Genomic DNA, 13,397 nt, shown 5'->3' with positions numbered 1-13,397 from the left:
GGGTAGCCGCCCTGCGGGTTGTAGCCGCCCTGCTCCGGCGGACGAGGCGGCGGATATCCGCCTTGCGGGGGGTAGCCGCCTTGCTCGGGCGGATAGCCACCTCGCGGATCCGGTCCGCCCTGCGGCTCCGGGCCGCGCTGCTCGTCCTGCGGCCGGCCGTAGCGGTCGTCGTAGTACTCGTCGCCGGGCCGCCCCTGCCCCTGACCACCGCGGTAGCTCGAATTGTCAGTCATTGCTGCTACTCCTCGTTCTGCGCCGAACGCGTGATTTGATTGTGGCCGGGGCGGATGGTTGACCGTCGGGCGGGGCTCGACATCGGGATTGACAGCACCGCGGGTGCGGTACTGACCGGTATGCAGGCTCGACGACTGCTCGAACCGGACGACCACATCACCATACGTTTGCCACCCCTGTTCATAGATATAGTCGGCCAAGTACCTCGCGAAAGCGCTCGACGTGGGATTCCTGTCGGCGCCGACCTTCGCAAAGTCGTGCACACCGAGGGTAATGATGTATTCGTTGGGGGCCAAAAGACGCCCGCCCTGAAGGGCTCGGACACCGTCCTCGGCTTCCCGGCGCAGTAGCGCTTCAACCTCTTGCGGGACGATCGATCCGCCGAACACCCGGGCGAACGCGTTGTCCACGGTCGCCTCGAGCTTGCGCTCGATGCGTTGCACGAGCCCCCGTTGGCTACTCATCTTTCAGCGCTCGCCCGCTGCTGTTGTGGTGTGTCGCGGGCGCGAGGCAAACGAACCGCCCGCGTGTTGTTTCACCCCAGCATGTTATCGGGACACCGGGACACCGCGGCACCGTGGGAATTCTGAGAATCGGATCCGTCCAGGTCAGAGCCGTGCGGCCCGGCCATCAGCGGGCGCTGACGGCCGCCCGGGACCGCGGCGGCGATTGGGGCACACGACTATTAGAGTGGTATGGTCCATCGGTTGATTTTCCGGGCGAGTGGCGGAATGGCAGACGCGCTGGCTTCAGGTGCCAGTGTCCTTCGGGACGTGGGGGTTCAAGTCCCCCTTCGCCCACCAAGAGTGGTTGGAGAGAAAGGTCACGAACTCGAAAGAGGGCGTGACCTCTTTGTTTTGGGCCGAGTCGCCTAGCGCGAAAGCACGGACTCGATGGCGTCGACGACCTCGGGCGCGTCGGGCTCCGTGCGGGGACGAAACCGATTGACCACCTGACCGTCGGGGGCAACCAGAAACTTCTCGAAGTTCCATTGGATGTCGCCTGCCGAGCCGTCGGAATCGGCGGCCTTTGTCAGCTCGGCGTACAACGGGTGGCGGTGGTCGCCGTTGACGTCGGTCTTGGCGAGGAGCGGGAACGTCACCCCGTACGTCGTCGAGCAGAACTCCTGGATCTCTTCGGCGCTGCCCGGCTCCTGGCCCATGAACTGGTTGCACGGAACGCCGACGACCGTCAGGCCGCGGTCGCGGTAGTCGCGGGCCAGCTTTTCCAACGCGGTGTACTGCGGCGTCAGCCCACACTTGGACGCCACGTTCACGATCAGCGTTGCGCCGCCGGACAATTCGGCCAGCGTGGTGAGCTTGCCGTCAAGCGTGGTCAGGGCGATGTCGTTGAGGGTCACGCCGACGACGCTAACACTTGTCTCAGCGGGCCAGCGGGCTGTAGAAGACCAAGCCGTTGCCCTTGTTGTCGTAGACCACGGCGCGCCGCTCGTGGGCGTCGTCATACGGGCCTTTCACGATGCCGCCGCCGCTGGCTTCCACGGCCTTCGCCGCGGCGTCGACGTCCGCGGTCTTGATGCCGACGACCACCTGCCCGGGGATGGGATGATCCACCGCGGTCGCCAGCGCCAGGGTGACGGCCCCGCCGTCGAGCGCGGCGAAGTGGGCGCCGTCGCGGAACTTCAGCGGCATCCCCAGGGTCTCGCTGTAGAACCGAATCGATTCGTCGAGGTCGTCGGTCGACAAGACGATCATCCGCACTTCGTGATCGCTCATTGGTGCCTCCTGCGGGCCGGGTCGCCTTACCCTAGCCCCGTGAGCAGCAACCGAGTACCGGGCGGCGTGGTGCACACGCTGCCGGCCGACCTGCGTGAAGCGTTGGCGGCCAACTCCACCGCGCTGGCGGCCTGGAAGGACATCACCCCGTTGGCGCGCAACGAGTTCATCTGCTGGGTCGAGGACGCCAAACAGGAGGCGACCCGCAAGCGCCGCATTCGCCGAACCCAGGAAGAACTGGAGGAAGGCATGCGCCGGCCGTGCTGCTGGCCCGGCTGCAAGCACCGGGAGCGCAACGGCCGCGCCTAGCCCCGCACGTCGGGCGTGACGGGATCGGTGATGTCGTCGTATTCGGGATGCTTCTTGAGCACGGTGACGACCATGGAACACACCGGGACTATGCGCTTGCCGTCGGCCCGCGCCGCCTGCAGCGCCTCCTCGACGAGGATGGTCGCCAGGCCGCGCCCGCCGTACGCGGGGTCGATCTCGGTGTGGTGGAAGACGCGCTGGTCGCCGCGGTCGAAGAAGTCGGCGAGGCCGACGGTTTTTCCGTCGACGGCAATGGTGTACCGGCCCTCCTCGGCGGTGACGGTGGTTGGTGCGCCGGTCTTGTCGGCGGTCATATGTGTTCCTTCCTTTGGGGTATCGGTCGCGGCCGCAACCGAGCGGTCGGCAGCGGCGGGGCCGGCAGCCGGGTTACCGACCCCTGGTAGCCGGTGACGGCGCCGAAGCGTTCGTCGCCGTCCTGCCAGAGCCGGCGGTAGCCCGCGATGTCGTCGTGACTGCGCCCGACGAAGTTCCACCACATCACGAGCTCTTCGGCGAACGGGGTCCCGCCCAGCAGCAACACCCGCGCCGGCCGGTCGCCCGCGTTGCGCAACCGCAACGACGGAGCGCCCGCGCCCTGGTATCCGAGGTCGCCGACCGCGAGCGTGGTGTCGCCCATGTCGACGGGCCCGAGATCGCAGAGCACGCCGTGTTCGAATGCCGGGTCGACGTCGATGTCCAGCCCGGCGTTGGGCGCCACATCGATCTGCGCGCCGACCAGTGGGGTGAACGTGCGCACCGGCGACCGGCCATCCGCCAGCCCCCCGAGAAAGACCCGTGCCACCGCGCCGGGCAGCGCCACGGGCGGCGGCACATAGTGCGCGAAATCGCGGTCCGTGTCGCGGGCAGGATCGGGCAGCGCCACCCACAGCTGAACCCCGTGCAAGACGGCGTCCGAACCGATCGACACCTCGGAGTGACAAATGCCCGCGCCCGCCGTCATCAGGTTCAGCTCGCCGGGCCGGACCACGGCGTGCACGCCGGCGCTGTCCCGATGCTCCACTCCCCCGCTGAACAACCAACTGACCGTTTGCAATCCGGTGTGCGGATGAGGCGGGACGTCCATGCGTGCGCGCACGGGGCCGTAATGGTCGATGAAACACCACGCCCCGATCAGCGAGCGTTGCCGTTGCGGCAGCGTACGCTGCACCCTGATCGCCCGCGGCCCGCCCAACGGAACCTCGCGCGGATGCAACAACTCGGTGCCGAGCACCCGCGAAGCGCCGCAGGCGACTTCGTCCGGTGCGGTCTCGAGGTTGCTCACCGGATCGACGCTACGCCTTGTCGGGCCATCACTTGCGCGGCGGCCGCAGCACCCTCATGGCCAGCCGCATGACCGGATCCGGCACGCGATCCTGCATCGCCAACGCGGTATCGGCGGCCCGGGATCGCAGCGGGGCGCCGCGGCCGAAGATCCGGTTCAGTGGCCCACCGGACGGCTCGATCACCACATGCAGCGGCGGGGTGCCCACGGTGGCGCCCAGCGCGTTGGAGATGACCATCCGCTGAATCTCGCTGGTGCCCTCAAAGATGGTGTACAGCTTGGCATCCCGATACCATTTCTCCACCGGGTGGTCGGTGATGTAGCCCCAGCCACCCATGGTCTGGATCGCGCGCTCGGTGGCCCGCACGGCGACCTCGCTGGCGGCCAGTTTCGACATCGAGCCCTCGCCCCGCTCGAAGGGCACCCCGTTGGCCGCCATCCAGGAGGCGCGCCAGGTCAGCAGCCGAGCGGCATCGATCTGGGTGGCCAGGTCCGCCAGCGGAAAGGCGATGCCCTGGTTGTCGATGATCGGTCCGCCGAACGCCTCGCGCTCGGTGGCGTACGCCGTCGCGTACTCCAGTGCGGCGCGGGCGATCCCGATTGCCTGAGCGGCCACCATGGGGCGGGTCTGCTCGAAGGTGCCCAGCGTCGCCGAGCCGGACTGTTTTCCGCCGGCCACCACTTCGCGGGCCTTGGCGAGCTTGTGTTCCAGCTTTTCTTCTCCGCCAAGCAAATTGGCGCCAGGGACGCGCACACCCTCGAACAGCAGCTCGGCGGTGTGGGACGCGCGACAGCCCAGTTTGTCGAGCTTTCGTAGCAGCTTCAGCCCCGGCGTCCCGCCGGGCACCACGAACAGCGCCTGCCCCCGATGCCCGAGTTCCTCGTCGACGACGGCGTTCACCACATGCACGTTCGCGATGCCGCCGTTGCCAATCCACATCTTGTGGCCGTCGATGATCCAGTCGTCACCGTCGCGGCGCGCGCGGGTGCGCAGGTTCCGCACGTCACTGCCGCCCTCGGGTTCGGAGATCGCCAACGCGGCGAGCTTGATGTCGCCCGGTGTCCCGAAACACTCGGGCGCCCACTGGAGCATTTGCTCGGGTGACGCGGCCTGGCCGATCGCCGACAGCGCCAACGCCGGCATGACGATCGCCAAACCGATTCCGGCGCAGCCCCAAAAGAGCTCCTCCATGAACATCGGGAGCGAGATACCGGTCGGGTCGCCGATCAGGTCGCGGTAGAACAACGGGCTGTAGAAGCCGCGCTGGGCCGCCTCCTCCAGCACCGGCCAGGGAAACTCCTGGCGCTGGTCGTAATGGAGGGCCACCGGGCGGATCACTTCTTCGGCGAACTCGTGGGTGCGCCGGGCCAGATCGTGTTGTGCGGCCGTCGGTGTCAGGTCGAATGTCATGGATCCGCCTTCGGGTCGACAGACTCGGTCGTGCCAAGCCCGACTACCCCGTCGGCGGGGTCAGCAAACTGTCACGCGGCCGAACGGGGGCCCACTTGCGCGATCGGCAGGTGCAACACCACCGCCGCGACCGGCATCGCCTCGTGTTCGTGGCGCGCCAGCAGGGCCGCGTTCTCGGGAAGCTGACGTGAATTGATTTCGCCGGCGGCGATCCGCCGCAGCACGTCGTGGGCGCGGGCGAGCTGTTCCCGCTTCCGATACTGGCCGCCGGGCAGCTTGACGCCGGCCCAGACGCCGTACTCCTCGCGGTGCGCGATGGCGTGCTGGGCGCAGCGACGCTGCTGGGCCAGCGGGCAGCGGCGCAGGCATTGGATCCGCGCCTCGGTCGCGGAGCGCTCGTAGGCGCGCGCCTTCGCCGCGCCGTCACCACCGTCGTCGTCGGGGTAGCCGAACCACAATTCCGGGTTGGCTGCGCAAGGGTGTCCCATGGCCGGTCTCCTTGGGTCAGTAGCGAAACGTAGGCAAAAGCGTATACGCATATCGCGCGGCCGCGCAAGAGAAACGTGATAAAAACGTATATCCGCAGGATGGACGGGCCCCGTGTGTAATATCCGGCCTATGGCCGGAGCCTGCGGTGAGCCGTGAGTCGGCCGGTGCCGCGATCCGCGCGTTGCGCGAGTCACGCGACTGGTCGCTGGCGGAGCTCGCCGCCGCCACTGGGGTCAGCATCATGGGCCTCAGTTTTCTGGAGCGCGGCGCCCGCAAGCCGCACAAAAGCACAGTTCAGAAGGTCGAAAATGGGCTCGGCCTGCCACCGGGCACCTACTCCCGCCTGCTGGTAGCCGCCGATCCGGACGCCGAGCTGGCCAGGCTGATGGCCGCACAGCCGGTCGACGCGAGGTCCGCGCCGCCCGTCGGCACGGTCGTCGTCGACCGCCACAGCGACACGGAAGTGTTGGAAGGCTACGCCGAAGCCCAACTCGACGCCCTCAAATCCGTCATCGATCGGCTGCCGGCGACGACATCAAACGAATATGAGACGTATATTCTGTCTGTGATCGCTCAATGCGTGAAGGCCGAGATGCTGGCCGCCAGCTCGTGGCGCGTGGCCGTCAACGCCGGCGCCGATTCCACGGGGCGGCTCATGGAGCATCTACAGGCACTCGAGGCGACGCGCACCTCCCTCCTCAAGCGCATGCCGACCAGCTTGAGCGCGCGGTTCGATCGGGCGTGCTCGGAGTCTTCGCTGCCGGAGGCGGTCATCGTCGCCCTGGTCGGTGTCGGCACCGACGAAATGTGGGACATCCGCAATCGGGGCGTGATCCCCCCTGGGGCCCTCCCCCGCGTTCGCGCCTTCGCCGAGGCGGTCGAGGCAACGGGTGGCGAGGGGGCGCCATGAATGCAAACGAAATCGAGGTGTTGAGCCGCGCGCATCGACTGTTCGCCGGCGATACTCGGCAGCCGACGCTGGATGCCGGCACGGTGCCCTACCGCGCGATGAATAGTGCTGTGGGACAAGTTCATTACCAAATAGTCGCGGAACGTGGCCGGCAACGGCTGCTATCGGCCGCGCGCACGGACGCCGCGGCCGCCGACATCATCGCCGCCGCGCACCGGGACCGGGCCCTGGCCGGTGCGCTGACCAAATCCGTCGTGGACGAGGCGCGCGCCGATGCCGCGGTCGCCCCGGTGACGCCGATGGCGCAGCGTGAGGCGATGCGCCGCAGCGTCGCCCGACTGCGCGCGCAGCGGTCCCATGTCCTGTCGGCCCGTGCGAACGCGCGAAGGCACTCCGCGGCGCTGCGGGCGCTGCGATACCGGTTGACGCACCATCGCGGGGCACCTACCCGCGCGGCGATCGCGGTGCGCGCGGCGCTTTCGCGGCTGGGGAGTCCGTACGTCTGGGGTGCGACGGGGCCGAACCAGTTCGACTGTTCCGGGTTGGTCCAGTGGTCCTACGCCCAGGCGGGCATCCGCTTGGGCCGCACCACCTATGAGCAGATTGACGACGGGATACCGGTTTCCCGTTCCCAGGTCCGCCCGGGCGACCTGGTCTTCCCCCACACCGGACACGTCCAGATGGCCATCGGCAACAATCTGGTCGTCGAAGCGCCCTACTCGGGCGCGTCGGTGCGAATCAGTCCACTGGGCAGCAACATCGCGATACGCCGCCCGCTATGACACGAAAAGGTTGAACCAATGTCGGAACCAGCCGGACCTTCGATGGGCGCCATCCAGGCGCGGCAGTCGGCGCTGGCCGGCCAGCACGGCACTGCCGCCGACGCCGACCGCGTGCTGGCGGAAGTGGTTGCCAGCGCGCATGCCGCGAGCCGCGAAAGCATCGGGCGACTCGACGCCATCGCCGAGGAGATCGACCGCGCCGCCAGCGGCCGCTCGTACCTTGCCGTCGATACCCCGATGGGGGCGCGCGAATTCCGTCGGTTCCTGGCCGACAAGCAGCGCGAGATCGCGACTGTGGTCGCCGACGCGCGCGAACTCGGCCGCGCGAAAAAGGCTGTGCTGGATGGCTTGCGCGCTCAGTACGCCGTTCCCAGCGGCTAGCCCGAACGCGCTTCGATCCGGTCGTGCACAGGCGCGCCGGGGTGAATTGTCGACGGGAACATGCCTGGGTACTGTCGCCCGGCATGGAGGGGCCGCGACACCGATGTCGACGTATGACGAGCTGATCAACACGATCAAATCCGTCCGGGACCGCACCGGCGACCCGAACGCGTGGCAGGCCGGCTTGGCGCCGAATGAGGTGACGGCGGTCATCACCCCAACCACCCGGCCCGACCAACTCGAGGCGATCGTGCGCAAGATCCGCCAGCAACATCCGGACATCTTCGGCGCCGGGGCGCCCGTATCCGACCGGGAACAGGGCGAGGCCGCCGAGGCCATGGCGGGCGCCGAAGCCGCTCTGGCACATCAGAATTCGGCGAGCTCCCAGCTCGATATGCAAGTGATCACGGCGATCTTGAACGCCCACCTGAAGTCCGTCGAGGGCCGAGAAGCCCTGTCGAAGCTGCAGCGCGAGACCGAAGCCGCGGTTCTGACCCGGTCGGATCTCGACACTCCGGCGGGTGCACGGGATTTCCAGCGATTCCTCATGGGCAAGCTCAAAGACATCCGGGCGGTCGTCCTGAACGCGAGCCTCGACGACACGTCGAAATCGGCGCTGATGGCCGCATGGACGTCGCTCTACGACGCCTCCAAGAGCGGAGCCGACGAACGGCCGCCCGCGACCCCCGTCGCCGCGCCCGCCGACAGCACGACGCATGACCCCGTCGAGGACCTCGAGACCGGCTGGGACCCGCTATTGGATTCGATGCCGGCCGACGACTCCGGCCCGCCCGCGGCGGATTCCCCGGTGCCGGCCACCGCCGGTGGCAGCCCGGCCCAGGCAGCGCCCTCGGCACCGCTGATGCCGGCCATCCCGAGCCTCGGCGCCGGATCGCTGCCGGGCCTGGGTGGCCTGGGCGGCCTGCCGTTGTCCGGGCTGGAGGACGCCGGCCGCACGTTGCGCGGCATGGGCGACGAACGGCTGGTCGGGTCGCACGACCCGGAAGCGGACGATCCCGAGGGCGAGCAAAACCGGGCCGACGCAGAAGACGCCGCGACGGACCAGCGCGATTCGCCACCGGTGGGTCCGACCACGGTGACCCTGCCCGATGGCGATACGGTGACGGCCGCCAGCCCACAGCTGGCCGCGGCGATCAAAGCCGCCGTCGGCGGCGCGCCGATCGCAGATGCGTTCCACCAGCAGGGAATTACCATCCCGCCGCCCGGGACCGCGGTCACCGATCCCGTCGACCCGCTGCAAGCGGCACCCGGCGACATCGGCATCCTCACCGATCGTCACGCGCTCGCGCTCGGTCACGAGAAGGCCCTGCTCGACGGCCAGATTCAGCGCATCGCCTCCGTGAACGGGCCGAGCTTTCTAGGCTGGGAGCACCCACCGGCGGCGAACGCGCCCGCTGCCCCGCCGGCCGAGCCGCACACACCGACACCCACCGGGCCGGCGGCCACGTCGACCGCATGAGAATAGTGATCTCGCCGGGCTGCCCCGGCGTCGCAGGAAGAGGAGACAGCAGATGGCCGAGCCAATCCGAGTGGTGCCCGCGCACTTACGTCAAGCCGCTGCGCATCACCAGGAGACCTCCGACTACTTGCGCACCGTTCCGTCGTCGCACGCGGCGATCCAGGAGAGCCTGGATTCACTTGGGCCCATCTTCGGTGAACTGCGTGAGGCCGGGCGCGATCTGCTCGAACTCCGCCGCCAGTGCTACGAACAGCAAGCCGACGACCACGCCGACATGGCCGAGAAATTGGGCATTTCGGCGGCCGCGTGGGAACAGCACGAGCAAGACGCGGCACGAGATTTCGGTGGCATCATCGACGGCGGTCGATGACGGACGCCAATCCAGCCTTCGACACCGTCCACCCGAGCGGGCACATCCTGGTCCGCTCCTGCCGCGGCGGGTATATGCACAGCGTCGCTCTGAGCGAAGAGGCGATGGAAACCGACGCCGAGACGCTGGCGCAGGGCATCCTGCTGACGGCCGATGTGTCCTGCCTCAAGGCGTTACTCGAAGTCCGCAACGAGATCCTCGCGGCAGGTCATACCCCGTCGATGGAAGTTCCCACCCCGCACGATCTTGATGCGGCCATCGAAAAGCTGCTGGCGCACAAACTGCGCCGCCGCCACGGCGCGCGCTAGCGGCTCAACGGGCCTAAAGCAGCCACCTCTTCGCGCTGTCGGGATCGGGTGCGATGTCGGTGGGCGGCTCTATGGGATTGGGGCCGAACAACTCTCGGGCGCGGGCCAGCAGGGCACGCACCTCGTCGAGTTGCTGCTGCAGCGCAGAATCAGCCATGTCCCCACGCTACCCAGGCCATCGAAGCTGCACAATTCACTGACTGAATGGACGCCCCGATGGATGTCGGTAGGCTTAACCAGTGGCGATCTTCGGTCGGATGACGGCGCGCCAGCGCCTCCGGAGAGCTACTCGGGAGTCGCTGACGATTCCCGCCTTCAGCTCTCCGCTGGATTGCACGCCCTGGGTGACGGGCGGGCTTTGGCCTGCCGAGCTTTCCACGACGAACGACGAAACCGCCACTCTCGCAGAGTATCTCAAGGACGACCTGCAGCGGATCACGCGAAGCGCCAATGACGAGCTGCGGGCCATCAAGCTGGCGGGAATGCCCGATCTCACCAGACGGGCGGAAGAAGCCAGGGTGATCGACGAGGCACGGGCGCGCGCCGCGCGACGAGTCGAGTCGACGATTCGGCAATTGCACGCGATGCGCGCCGCGGCGCCCGTCGAACGCGACCGCCCGCGGGATGCCGAGACCCTCAACGGCGCCGATTTGGAGACGACGCAGGTTATCCCCGTCATCACCGATGCCGAGTGCCCGGAAGGAAGCACCGGCGCCGATCTCGAGGAGACTCAGGCTATCCCCGTCGTCACTGACGTGGCCGCCCCGGAAGCCACCGAGGCTCGGCACCGAGCCCCCGACGACGACGCCGCGACGCCGGCACCGCGGCCGGTACCCACCGAGCCCCGGGAAGAACCGGTCGCCCCGGTAACCGCGGCCGGACGCGAATCCGACGACGAACGGTTGCGGCGGCTCCTCGCGTTCGTGATCCATCAAGAGCCGCGCCTCAATTGGGCGATCGGGGATCGTCCCGACGGCACCACCGTATTGGTCACCGACTTCGCCCACGGCTGGATACCGCCGGATATCGCGATTCCAGAGGGCGTGCGGTTGCTGGAACCGGAGCGGCGCGCCGGCAAGGTATCTGCCCTGCTGGGCGAAACCGAGCGCGCCGTCACGTACGCGCCCGGGGATTCTTTGGGCCGGCTGGACGACTTCGCCGAGACCAAGGCCTCGGCGCAGGCCCGCGAGTTGCCCTCGGTCGACGATCTCGGCTGGGAGCTGAGCCAGGCCACGCACTGGCGCGACGGACTGCCGCGGATGGTGCACACCGTGGCCCGCGCCGCCGCCGCCGGAACCGGTGTGGTGGAGGAAGAAATCGACCTGCTGCGAGTGCATCTCGATACCGCGCGTTATCAGCTGCTGATCCAGTACCCGGACCTCGATCCCGCGCTCTTCCCCAATTGCTTATTGCTGGCCGCGACCGAGGCCGCCGCGACCGGGGACTCGGTGGCGGCGAACTACCACCTGGCCTGGTTTCAGAGACTCAGCGCGCCGTAACGGCTCATCGCCCGGGGCTCGGTCAGATGGCCCCGGCTCTCTTCGCGCGCTTACGCGCTCATCGACCGGGGCTTGGTCAGATGGCCCCGGCTCTCTTCGCGCGCTCGCGCGCTCAACGCCCGGGGCCGGGAGGCCCGGCGAAAGCCTGCGCGATCTCCAGCCACCGCTGCGCGTCGGGACCGTGCGCCGTGATGTCGAGCGCCCCCAACGGGCGCCGCTGGGTCACCAGGAAGCAGAAGTCCTCGGCGGAGCCGGTGACCCGCTGGGCGGCGTCCGGCGGCCCCCAGGACCAGGTGTCGCCGCCGGGCCCGCGCAGCTCGACCAGGAACGGGTCCGCGGGCGGCGTCAGGTTGTTGATGGCGAACGCGTAATCGCGGGTGCGCACCCCGATGTGCGCGATCGACCGCAGGCGCTCGGTCGCTGGGCGCTTGACCCCGAGCGCGTCGGCCACGTCGAGTCCATGCGCCCACGTTTCCATCAACCGGGCTGTCGCCATCGAGGCCGCGCTCATCGGTGGCCCGAACCACGGCAGCTTGCGACCGTCGGGCACCGTCAGCAGGGTGTCGTGCAGCCTTGCTCGGGTGGTCCGCCAGTCGGCGAGCAGCTCGGCCGGCGCGACGGCGGCAAGTTCCTCGGCGCCCGCGTCGACGAACCCGGTGGGGTCGGCCGAAGCGGCCTCGAGCAAGGCGGCGAAGCCTACCTCGTCGGTGGCCGCGGTCAGCGCGACCCGGTCCGTCCACAACAGGTGCCCGATCTGGTGCGCGATGGTCCAGCCGGGCGCGGGCGTCGCATCCGCCCAGCGGCCCGGCGCAAGCGGCGCCACCAACGTGTCGAGGTCGTCGCTTTCGGCCCGCAGGTCGGCCACCATCGGCGCGGCACCGGTCATGTATGCACCTTAACCAGTGCCCGCCGGCTGGCCGCGGCGGCCGATGAACGCATGCATGGCCAGCCCGATCAGGTACAGCCCCGATCCGAACAGCACGAACCCCGGCGCGCGTCCGTCGTCGGGAATCAGCGTGGCGGACAATGTGATCGAGACGATGAACGCCACCCAGAACAGCGCGTCCTGCACGGCGAACACGTGTCCGCGCAGCGCGTCGTCGACGTCCATCTGCATCGCGGAGTCGGCGCAGAGTTTGACCACTTGACCGGCCAGGCCGAGGCAAAATCCACACACCACCATCACCGGGAGCCGCAGGGTGGCGCCCGGGATCTGGATCACCGCAGCCGCCACCAGCGCGCCATTGGCCGTGGCGTAGCGCCCCCAGCGGCGCACCACCGCCGGCGTCAACAAGTTGGCCAGGAACGCCCCCAGGCCCGCCGCGGCGAAGAACAGCAACGCGATGCCCAGGCCCCCGGTCGCCGGACGCGGACCGGGCAAATGGTGCACCAGCACCAGCATCACCAGCGAATTGATGCCCACGACCATGCGATGCGCGGCCAGGCCGGACAGGGTGGCCGCGACCGTCGGGCGCTGCACGACCGTCCGGGCGCCGTGCAGCCAGCCGGTGATCACCGCGTAGACGGCCGATCCGTGGATCGCGCGCTTGGTGTCGTCCGGGCCCAGCACCCGGGCCGCGAACCGCAACGACAGGAACAACGCGATCGACACCGGTATCGCGGTGAGGAAGATGATCACCGAGGCGCCCTCGTCGCCGGCGCCGACGAAAAACCGGGGCACCAGCATGAAGTTGGCGCCGAGGAAGGCCGCGAATGCACCTGATGCGGTCGCCACCGAGTTCATGGTGACCACCTGCTCCCGCGGTACCACATGCGGCAGGGACGCCGACAGGCCGGATGCGACGAACCGCGCCAGGCCGTTGGCGAGGAGCGCGCCGATCAGCAGCGGTATGTCGCCGGCCCGCAACGCCAGGATGGTGCCGATGCAGGCGATGAGGATCAGCCGGCCCACGGTGGCACCGACCAGCACCAGCCGCCGGTCCCAGCGGTCCATCAGCGCGCCGGCGAACGGCCCGAGCAGGGAGTAGGGCAAGAACAGCACCGCGAACGCGCGGGCGATGGCCATCGGGTCGGCGGCGCGGTCGGGGTTGAACAGCAGCGCCCCGGCCAGGGTGGCCTGGAAGAGACCGTCGCCGAACTGGCTCGCCACGCGCACCTGGAGCAGTCGCCAGAAGTCCGGCAAACCGCGCACCGACCGCCACAGGTCGACGGGTGCGCGTGACTGCATCCGGGATTGAATCACAGA

General features: G+C 68.8%; 18 protein-coding genes and 1 tRNA gene. 9 read left to right on the top strand and 10 right to left on the bottom strand.

Features of this window, described 5'->3' with window-relative positions; all coding sequences use genetic code 11:
- The coding region (locus tag N415_RS07400) for a DUF3662 domain-containing protein (protein ID WP_152531274.1) at positions 1 to 698 on the bottom strand (698 nt) is incomplete at its 3' end.
- A 253-nt stretch (positions 699 to 951) separates the two neighbouring features.
- Here N415_RS07400 and N415_RS07395 point away from each other — a divergent pair.
- A tRNA-Leu gene (locus N415_RS07395) sits at positions 952 to 1,037 on the top strand.
- A 68-nt stretch (positions 1,038 to 1,105) separates the two neighbouring features.
- Here the strand turns inward: N415_RS07395 and N415_RS07390 are convergent.
- Together N415_RS07390 and N415_RS07385 are read right to left on the bottom strand one after the other, a co-directional pair.
- Positions 1,106 to 1,594, bottom strand: coding sequence for a glutathione peroxidase (locus N415_RS07390; RefSeq protein ID WP_068178973.1), 489 nt, complete (start codon positions 1,592 to 1,594; stop codon positions 1,106 to 1,108).
- A 22-nt stretch (positions 1,595 to 1,616) separates the two neighbouring features.
- Positions 1,617 to 1,970: a VOC family protein gene (locus N415_RS07385; RefSeq protein ID WP_068178970.1), complete on the bottom strand. Its 354-nt coding sequence runs from the start codon at positions 1,968 to 1,970 to the stop codon at positions 1,617 to 1,619.
- 39 nt (positions 1,971 to 2,009) lie between these two features.
- Between N415_RS07385 and N415_RS07380 the strand changes: the two genes are divergently transcribed.
- Positions 2,010 to 2,279 carry a YdeI/OmpD-associated family protein gene (locus tag N415_RS07380; protein WP_068111986.1) on the top strand — a complete coding sequence of 90 codons (270 nt, stop codon included), beginning with the start codon at positions 2,010 to 2,012 and terminating at the stop codon, positions 2,277 to 2,279.
- Here the strand turns inward: N415_RS07380 and N415_RS07375 are convergent.
- From N415_RS07375 to N415_RS07360, 4 genes are all read right to left on the bottom strand, one after another.
- Positions 2,276 to 2,593, bottom strand: coding sequence for a GNAT family N-acetyltransferase (locus N415_RS07375; protein WP_068111983.1), 318 nt, complete (start codon positions 2,591 to 2,593; stop codon positions 2,276 to 2,278). The two genes, N415_RS07380 and N415_RS07375, sit on opposite strands and share 4 nt — an antisense overlap.
- Positions 2,590 to 3,561, bottom strand: a complete 972-nt coding sequence (locus tag N415_RS07370) for a pirin family protein (protein WP_068178967.1) — start codon at positions 3,559 to 3,561, stop codon at positions 2,590 to 2,592. The genes N415_RS07375 and N415_RS07370 overlap by 4 nt, the downstream gene beginning before the upstream one ends.
- 28 nt (positions 3,562 to 3,589) lie before the next feature.
- Positions 3,590 to 4,972 carry an acyl-CoA dehydrogenase family protein gene (locus tag N415_RS07365; RefSeq protein WP_068178963.1) on the bottom strand — a complete coding sequence of 461 codons (1,383 nt, stop codon included), beginning with the start codon at positions 4,970 to 4,972 and terminating at the stop codon, positions 3,590 to 3,592.
- A gap of 71 nt (positions 4,973 to 5,043) precedes the next feature.
- The gene (locus N415_RS07360; RefSeq protein ID WP_068111974.1) at positions 5,044 to 5,460 is read right to left on the bottom strand and encodes a WhiB family transcriptional regulator; all 417 of its coding nucleotides are present in this window, start codon (positions 5,458 to 5,460) and stop codon (positions 5,044 to 5,046) included.
- A gap of 146 nt (positions 5,461 to 5,606) precedes the next feature.
- On the opposite strand from N415_RS07360, the gene N415_RS07355 reads away from it, so the two are divergent.
- From N415_RS07355 to N415_RS07330, 6 genes are all read left to right on the top strand, one after another.
- Positions 5,607 to 6,371 carry a helix-turn-helix transcriptional regulator gene (locus N415_RS07355; protein WP_068178960.1) on the top strand — a complete coding sequence of 255 codons (765 nt, stop codon included), beginning with the start codon at positions 5,607 to 5,609 and terminating at the stop codon, positions 6,369 to 6,371.
- Positions 6,368 to 7,153 carry a C40 family peptidase gene (locus N415_RS07350; protein WP_068178956.1) on the top strand — a complete coding sequence of 262 codons (786 nt, stop codon included), beginning with the start codon at positions 6,368 to 6,370 and terminating at the stop codon, positions 7,151 to 7,153. The genes N415_RS07355 and N415_RS07350 overlap by 4 nt, the downstream gene beginning before the upstream one ends.
- A gap of 18 nt (positions 7,154 to 7,171) precedes the next feature.
- Positions 7,172 to 7,534, top strand: a complete 363-nt coding sequence (locus N415_RS07345) for a DUF4226 domain-containing protein (protein ID WP_068178952.1) — start codon at positions 7,172 to 7,174, stop codon at positions 7,532 to 7,534.
- 103 nt (positions 7,535 to 7,637) lie between these two features.
- Positions 7,638 to 9,014 (top strand): DUF4226 domain-containing protein, encoded by a 1,377-nt coding sequence (locus tag N415_RS07340; protein ID WP_068178949.1) that lies wholly within the window; start codon positions 7,638 to 7,640, stop codon positions 9,012 to 9,014.
- Between the two features lie 52 nt (positions 9,015 to 9,066).
- Complete coding sequence (locus N415_RS07335; RefSeq protein ID WP_068111957.1) at positions 9,067 to 9,384, top strand: ESX-1 secretion-associated protein; 318 nt, start codon at positions 9,067 to 9,069, stop codon at positions 9,382 to 9,384.
- Positions 9,381 to 9,692, top strand: coding sequence for a DUF2694 family protein (locus N415_RS07330; protein WP_068178947.1), 312 nt, complete (start codon positions 9,381 to 9,383; stop codon positions 9,690 to 9,692). Before N415_RS07335 ends, N415_RS07330 begins: the two co-directional genes overlap by 4 nt.
- A gap of 13 nt (positions 9,693 to 9,705) precedes the next feature.
- Here N415_RS07330 and N415_RS32190 read toward each other — a convergent pair whose 3' ends face one another.
- Positions 9,706 to 9,849 carry a hypothetical protein gene (locus N415_RS32190; protein WP_169924623.1) on the bottom strand — a complete coding sequence of 48 codons (144 nt, stop codon included), beginning with the start codon at positions 9,847 to 9,849 and terminating at the stop codon, positions 9,706 to 9,708.
- Positions 9,850 to 9,931: 82 nt separating this feature from the next.
- On the opposite strand from N415_RS32190, the gene N415_RS07325 reads away from it, so the two are divergent.
- A complete protein-coding gene (locus tag N415_RS07325; RefSeq protein WP_068178944.1) occupies positions 9,932 to 11,191 on the top strand; it encodes a DUF5631 domain-containing protein in 1,260 nt (419 codons plus the stop codon).
- Positions 11,192 to 11,303: 112 nt separating this feature from the next.
- Here N415_RS07325 and N415_RS07320 read toward each other — a convergent pair whose 3' ends face one another.
- Both N415_RS07320 and N415_RS07315 read right to left on the bottom strand, forming a co-directional pair.
- The gene (locus N415_RS07320) at positions 11,304 to 12,077 is read right to left on the bottom strand and encodes a TIGR03084 family metal-binding protein (RefSeq protein WP_068178942.1); all 774 of its coding nucleotides are present in this window, start codon (positions 12,075 to 12,077) and stop codon (positions 11,304 to 11,306) included.
- A gap of 9 nt (positions 12,078 to 12,086) precedes the next feature.
- Positions 12,087 to 13,379 (bottom strand): MFS transporter, encoded by a 1,293-nt coding sequence (locus N415_RS07315; RefSeq protein WP_068178940.1) that lies wholly within the window; start codon positions 13,377 to 13,379, stop codon positions 12,087 to 12,089.
- Positions 13,380 to 13,397 lie beyond the last annotated feature (18 nt).

Source organism: Mycobacterium sp. UM_CSW (genome assembly GCF_000455205.1).
GTDB lineage: Bacteria > Actinomycetota > Actinomycetes > Mycobacteriales > Mycobacteriaceae > Mycobacterium.
The sequence above is the reverse complement of the archived record's forward strand: the minus strand, read 5'-3'. Positions and strand labels throughout refer to the sequence as shown.

Coding starts and splice junctions, on each gene's coding strand:
- N415_RS07330 (WP_068178947.1), top strand. CDS start 9,381: ATGACGGACGCCAATCCAGCCTTCGACACCGTCCACCCGAGCGGGCAC.
- N415_RS07345 (WP_068178952.1), top strand. CDS start 7,172: ATGTCGGAACCAGCCGGACCTTCGATGGGCGCCATCCAGGCGCGGCAG.
- N415_RS07340 (WP_068178949.1), top strand. CDS start 7,638: ATGTCGACGTATGACGAGCTGATCAACACGATCAAATCCGTCCGGGAC.
- N415_RS07320 (WP_068178942.1), bottom strand. CDS start 12,077: ATGACCGGTGCCGCGCCGATGGTGGCCGACCTGCGGGCCGAAAGCGAC.
- N415_RS32190 (WP_169924623.1), bottom strand. CDS start 9,849: ATGGCTGATTCTGCGCTGCAGCAGCAACTCGACGAGGTGCGTGCCCTG.
- N415_RS07335 (WP_068111957.1), top strand. CDS start 9,067: ATGGCCGAGCCAATCCGAGTGGTGCCCGCGCACTTACGTCAAGCCGCT.
- N415_RS07385 (WP_068178970.1), bottom strand. CDS start 1,970: ATGAGCGATCACGAAGTGCGGATGATCGTCTTGTCGACCGACGACCTC.
- N415_RS07375 (WP_068111983.1), bottom strand. CDS start 2,593: ATGACCGCCGACAAGACCGGCGCACCAACCACCGTCACCGCCGAGGAG.
- N415_RS07360 (WP_068111974.1), bottom strand. CDS start 5,460: ATGGGACACCCTTGCGCAGCCAACCCGGAATTGTGGTTCGGCTACCCC.
- N415_RS07365 (WP_068178963.1), bottom strand. CDS start 4,972: ATGACATTCGACCTGACACCGACGGCCGCACAACACGATCTGGCCCGG.
- N415_RS07350 (WP_068178956.1), top strand. CDS start 6,368: ATGAATGCAAACGAAATCGAGGTGTTGAGCCGCGCGCATCGACTGTTC.
- N415_RS07315 (WP_068178940.1), bottom strand. CDS start 13,379: ATGCAGTCACGCGCACCCGTCGACCTGTGGCGGTCGGTGCGCGGTTTG.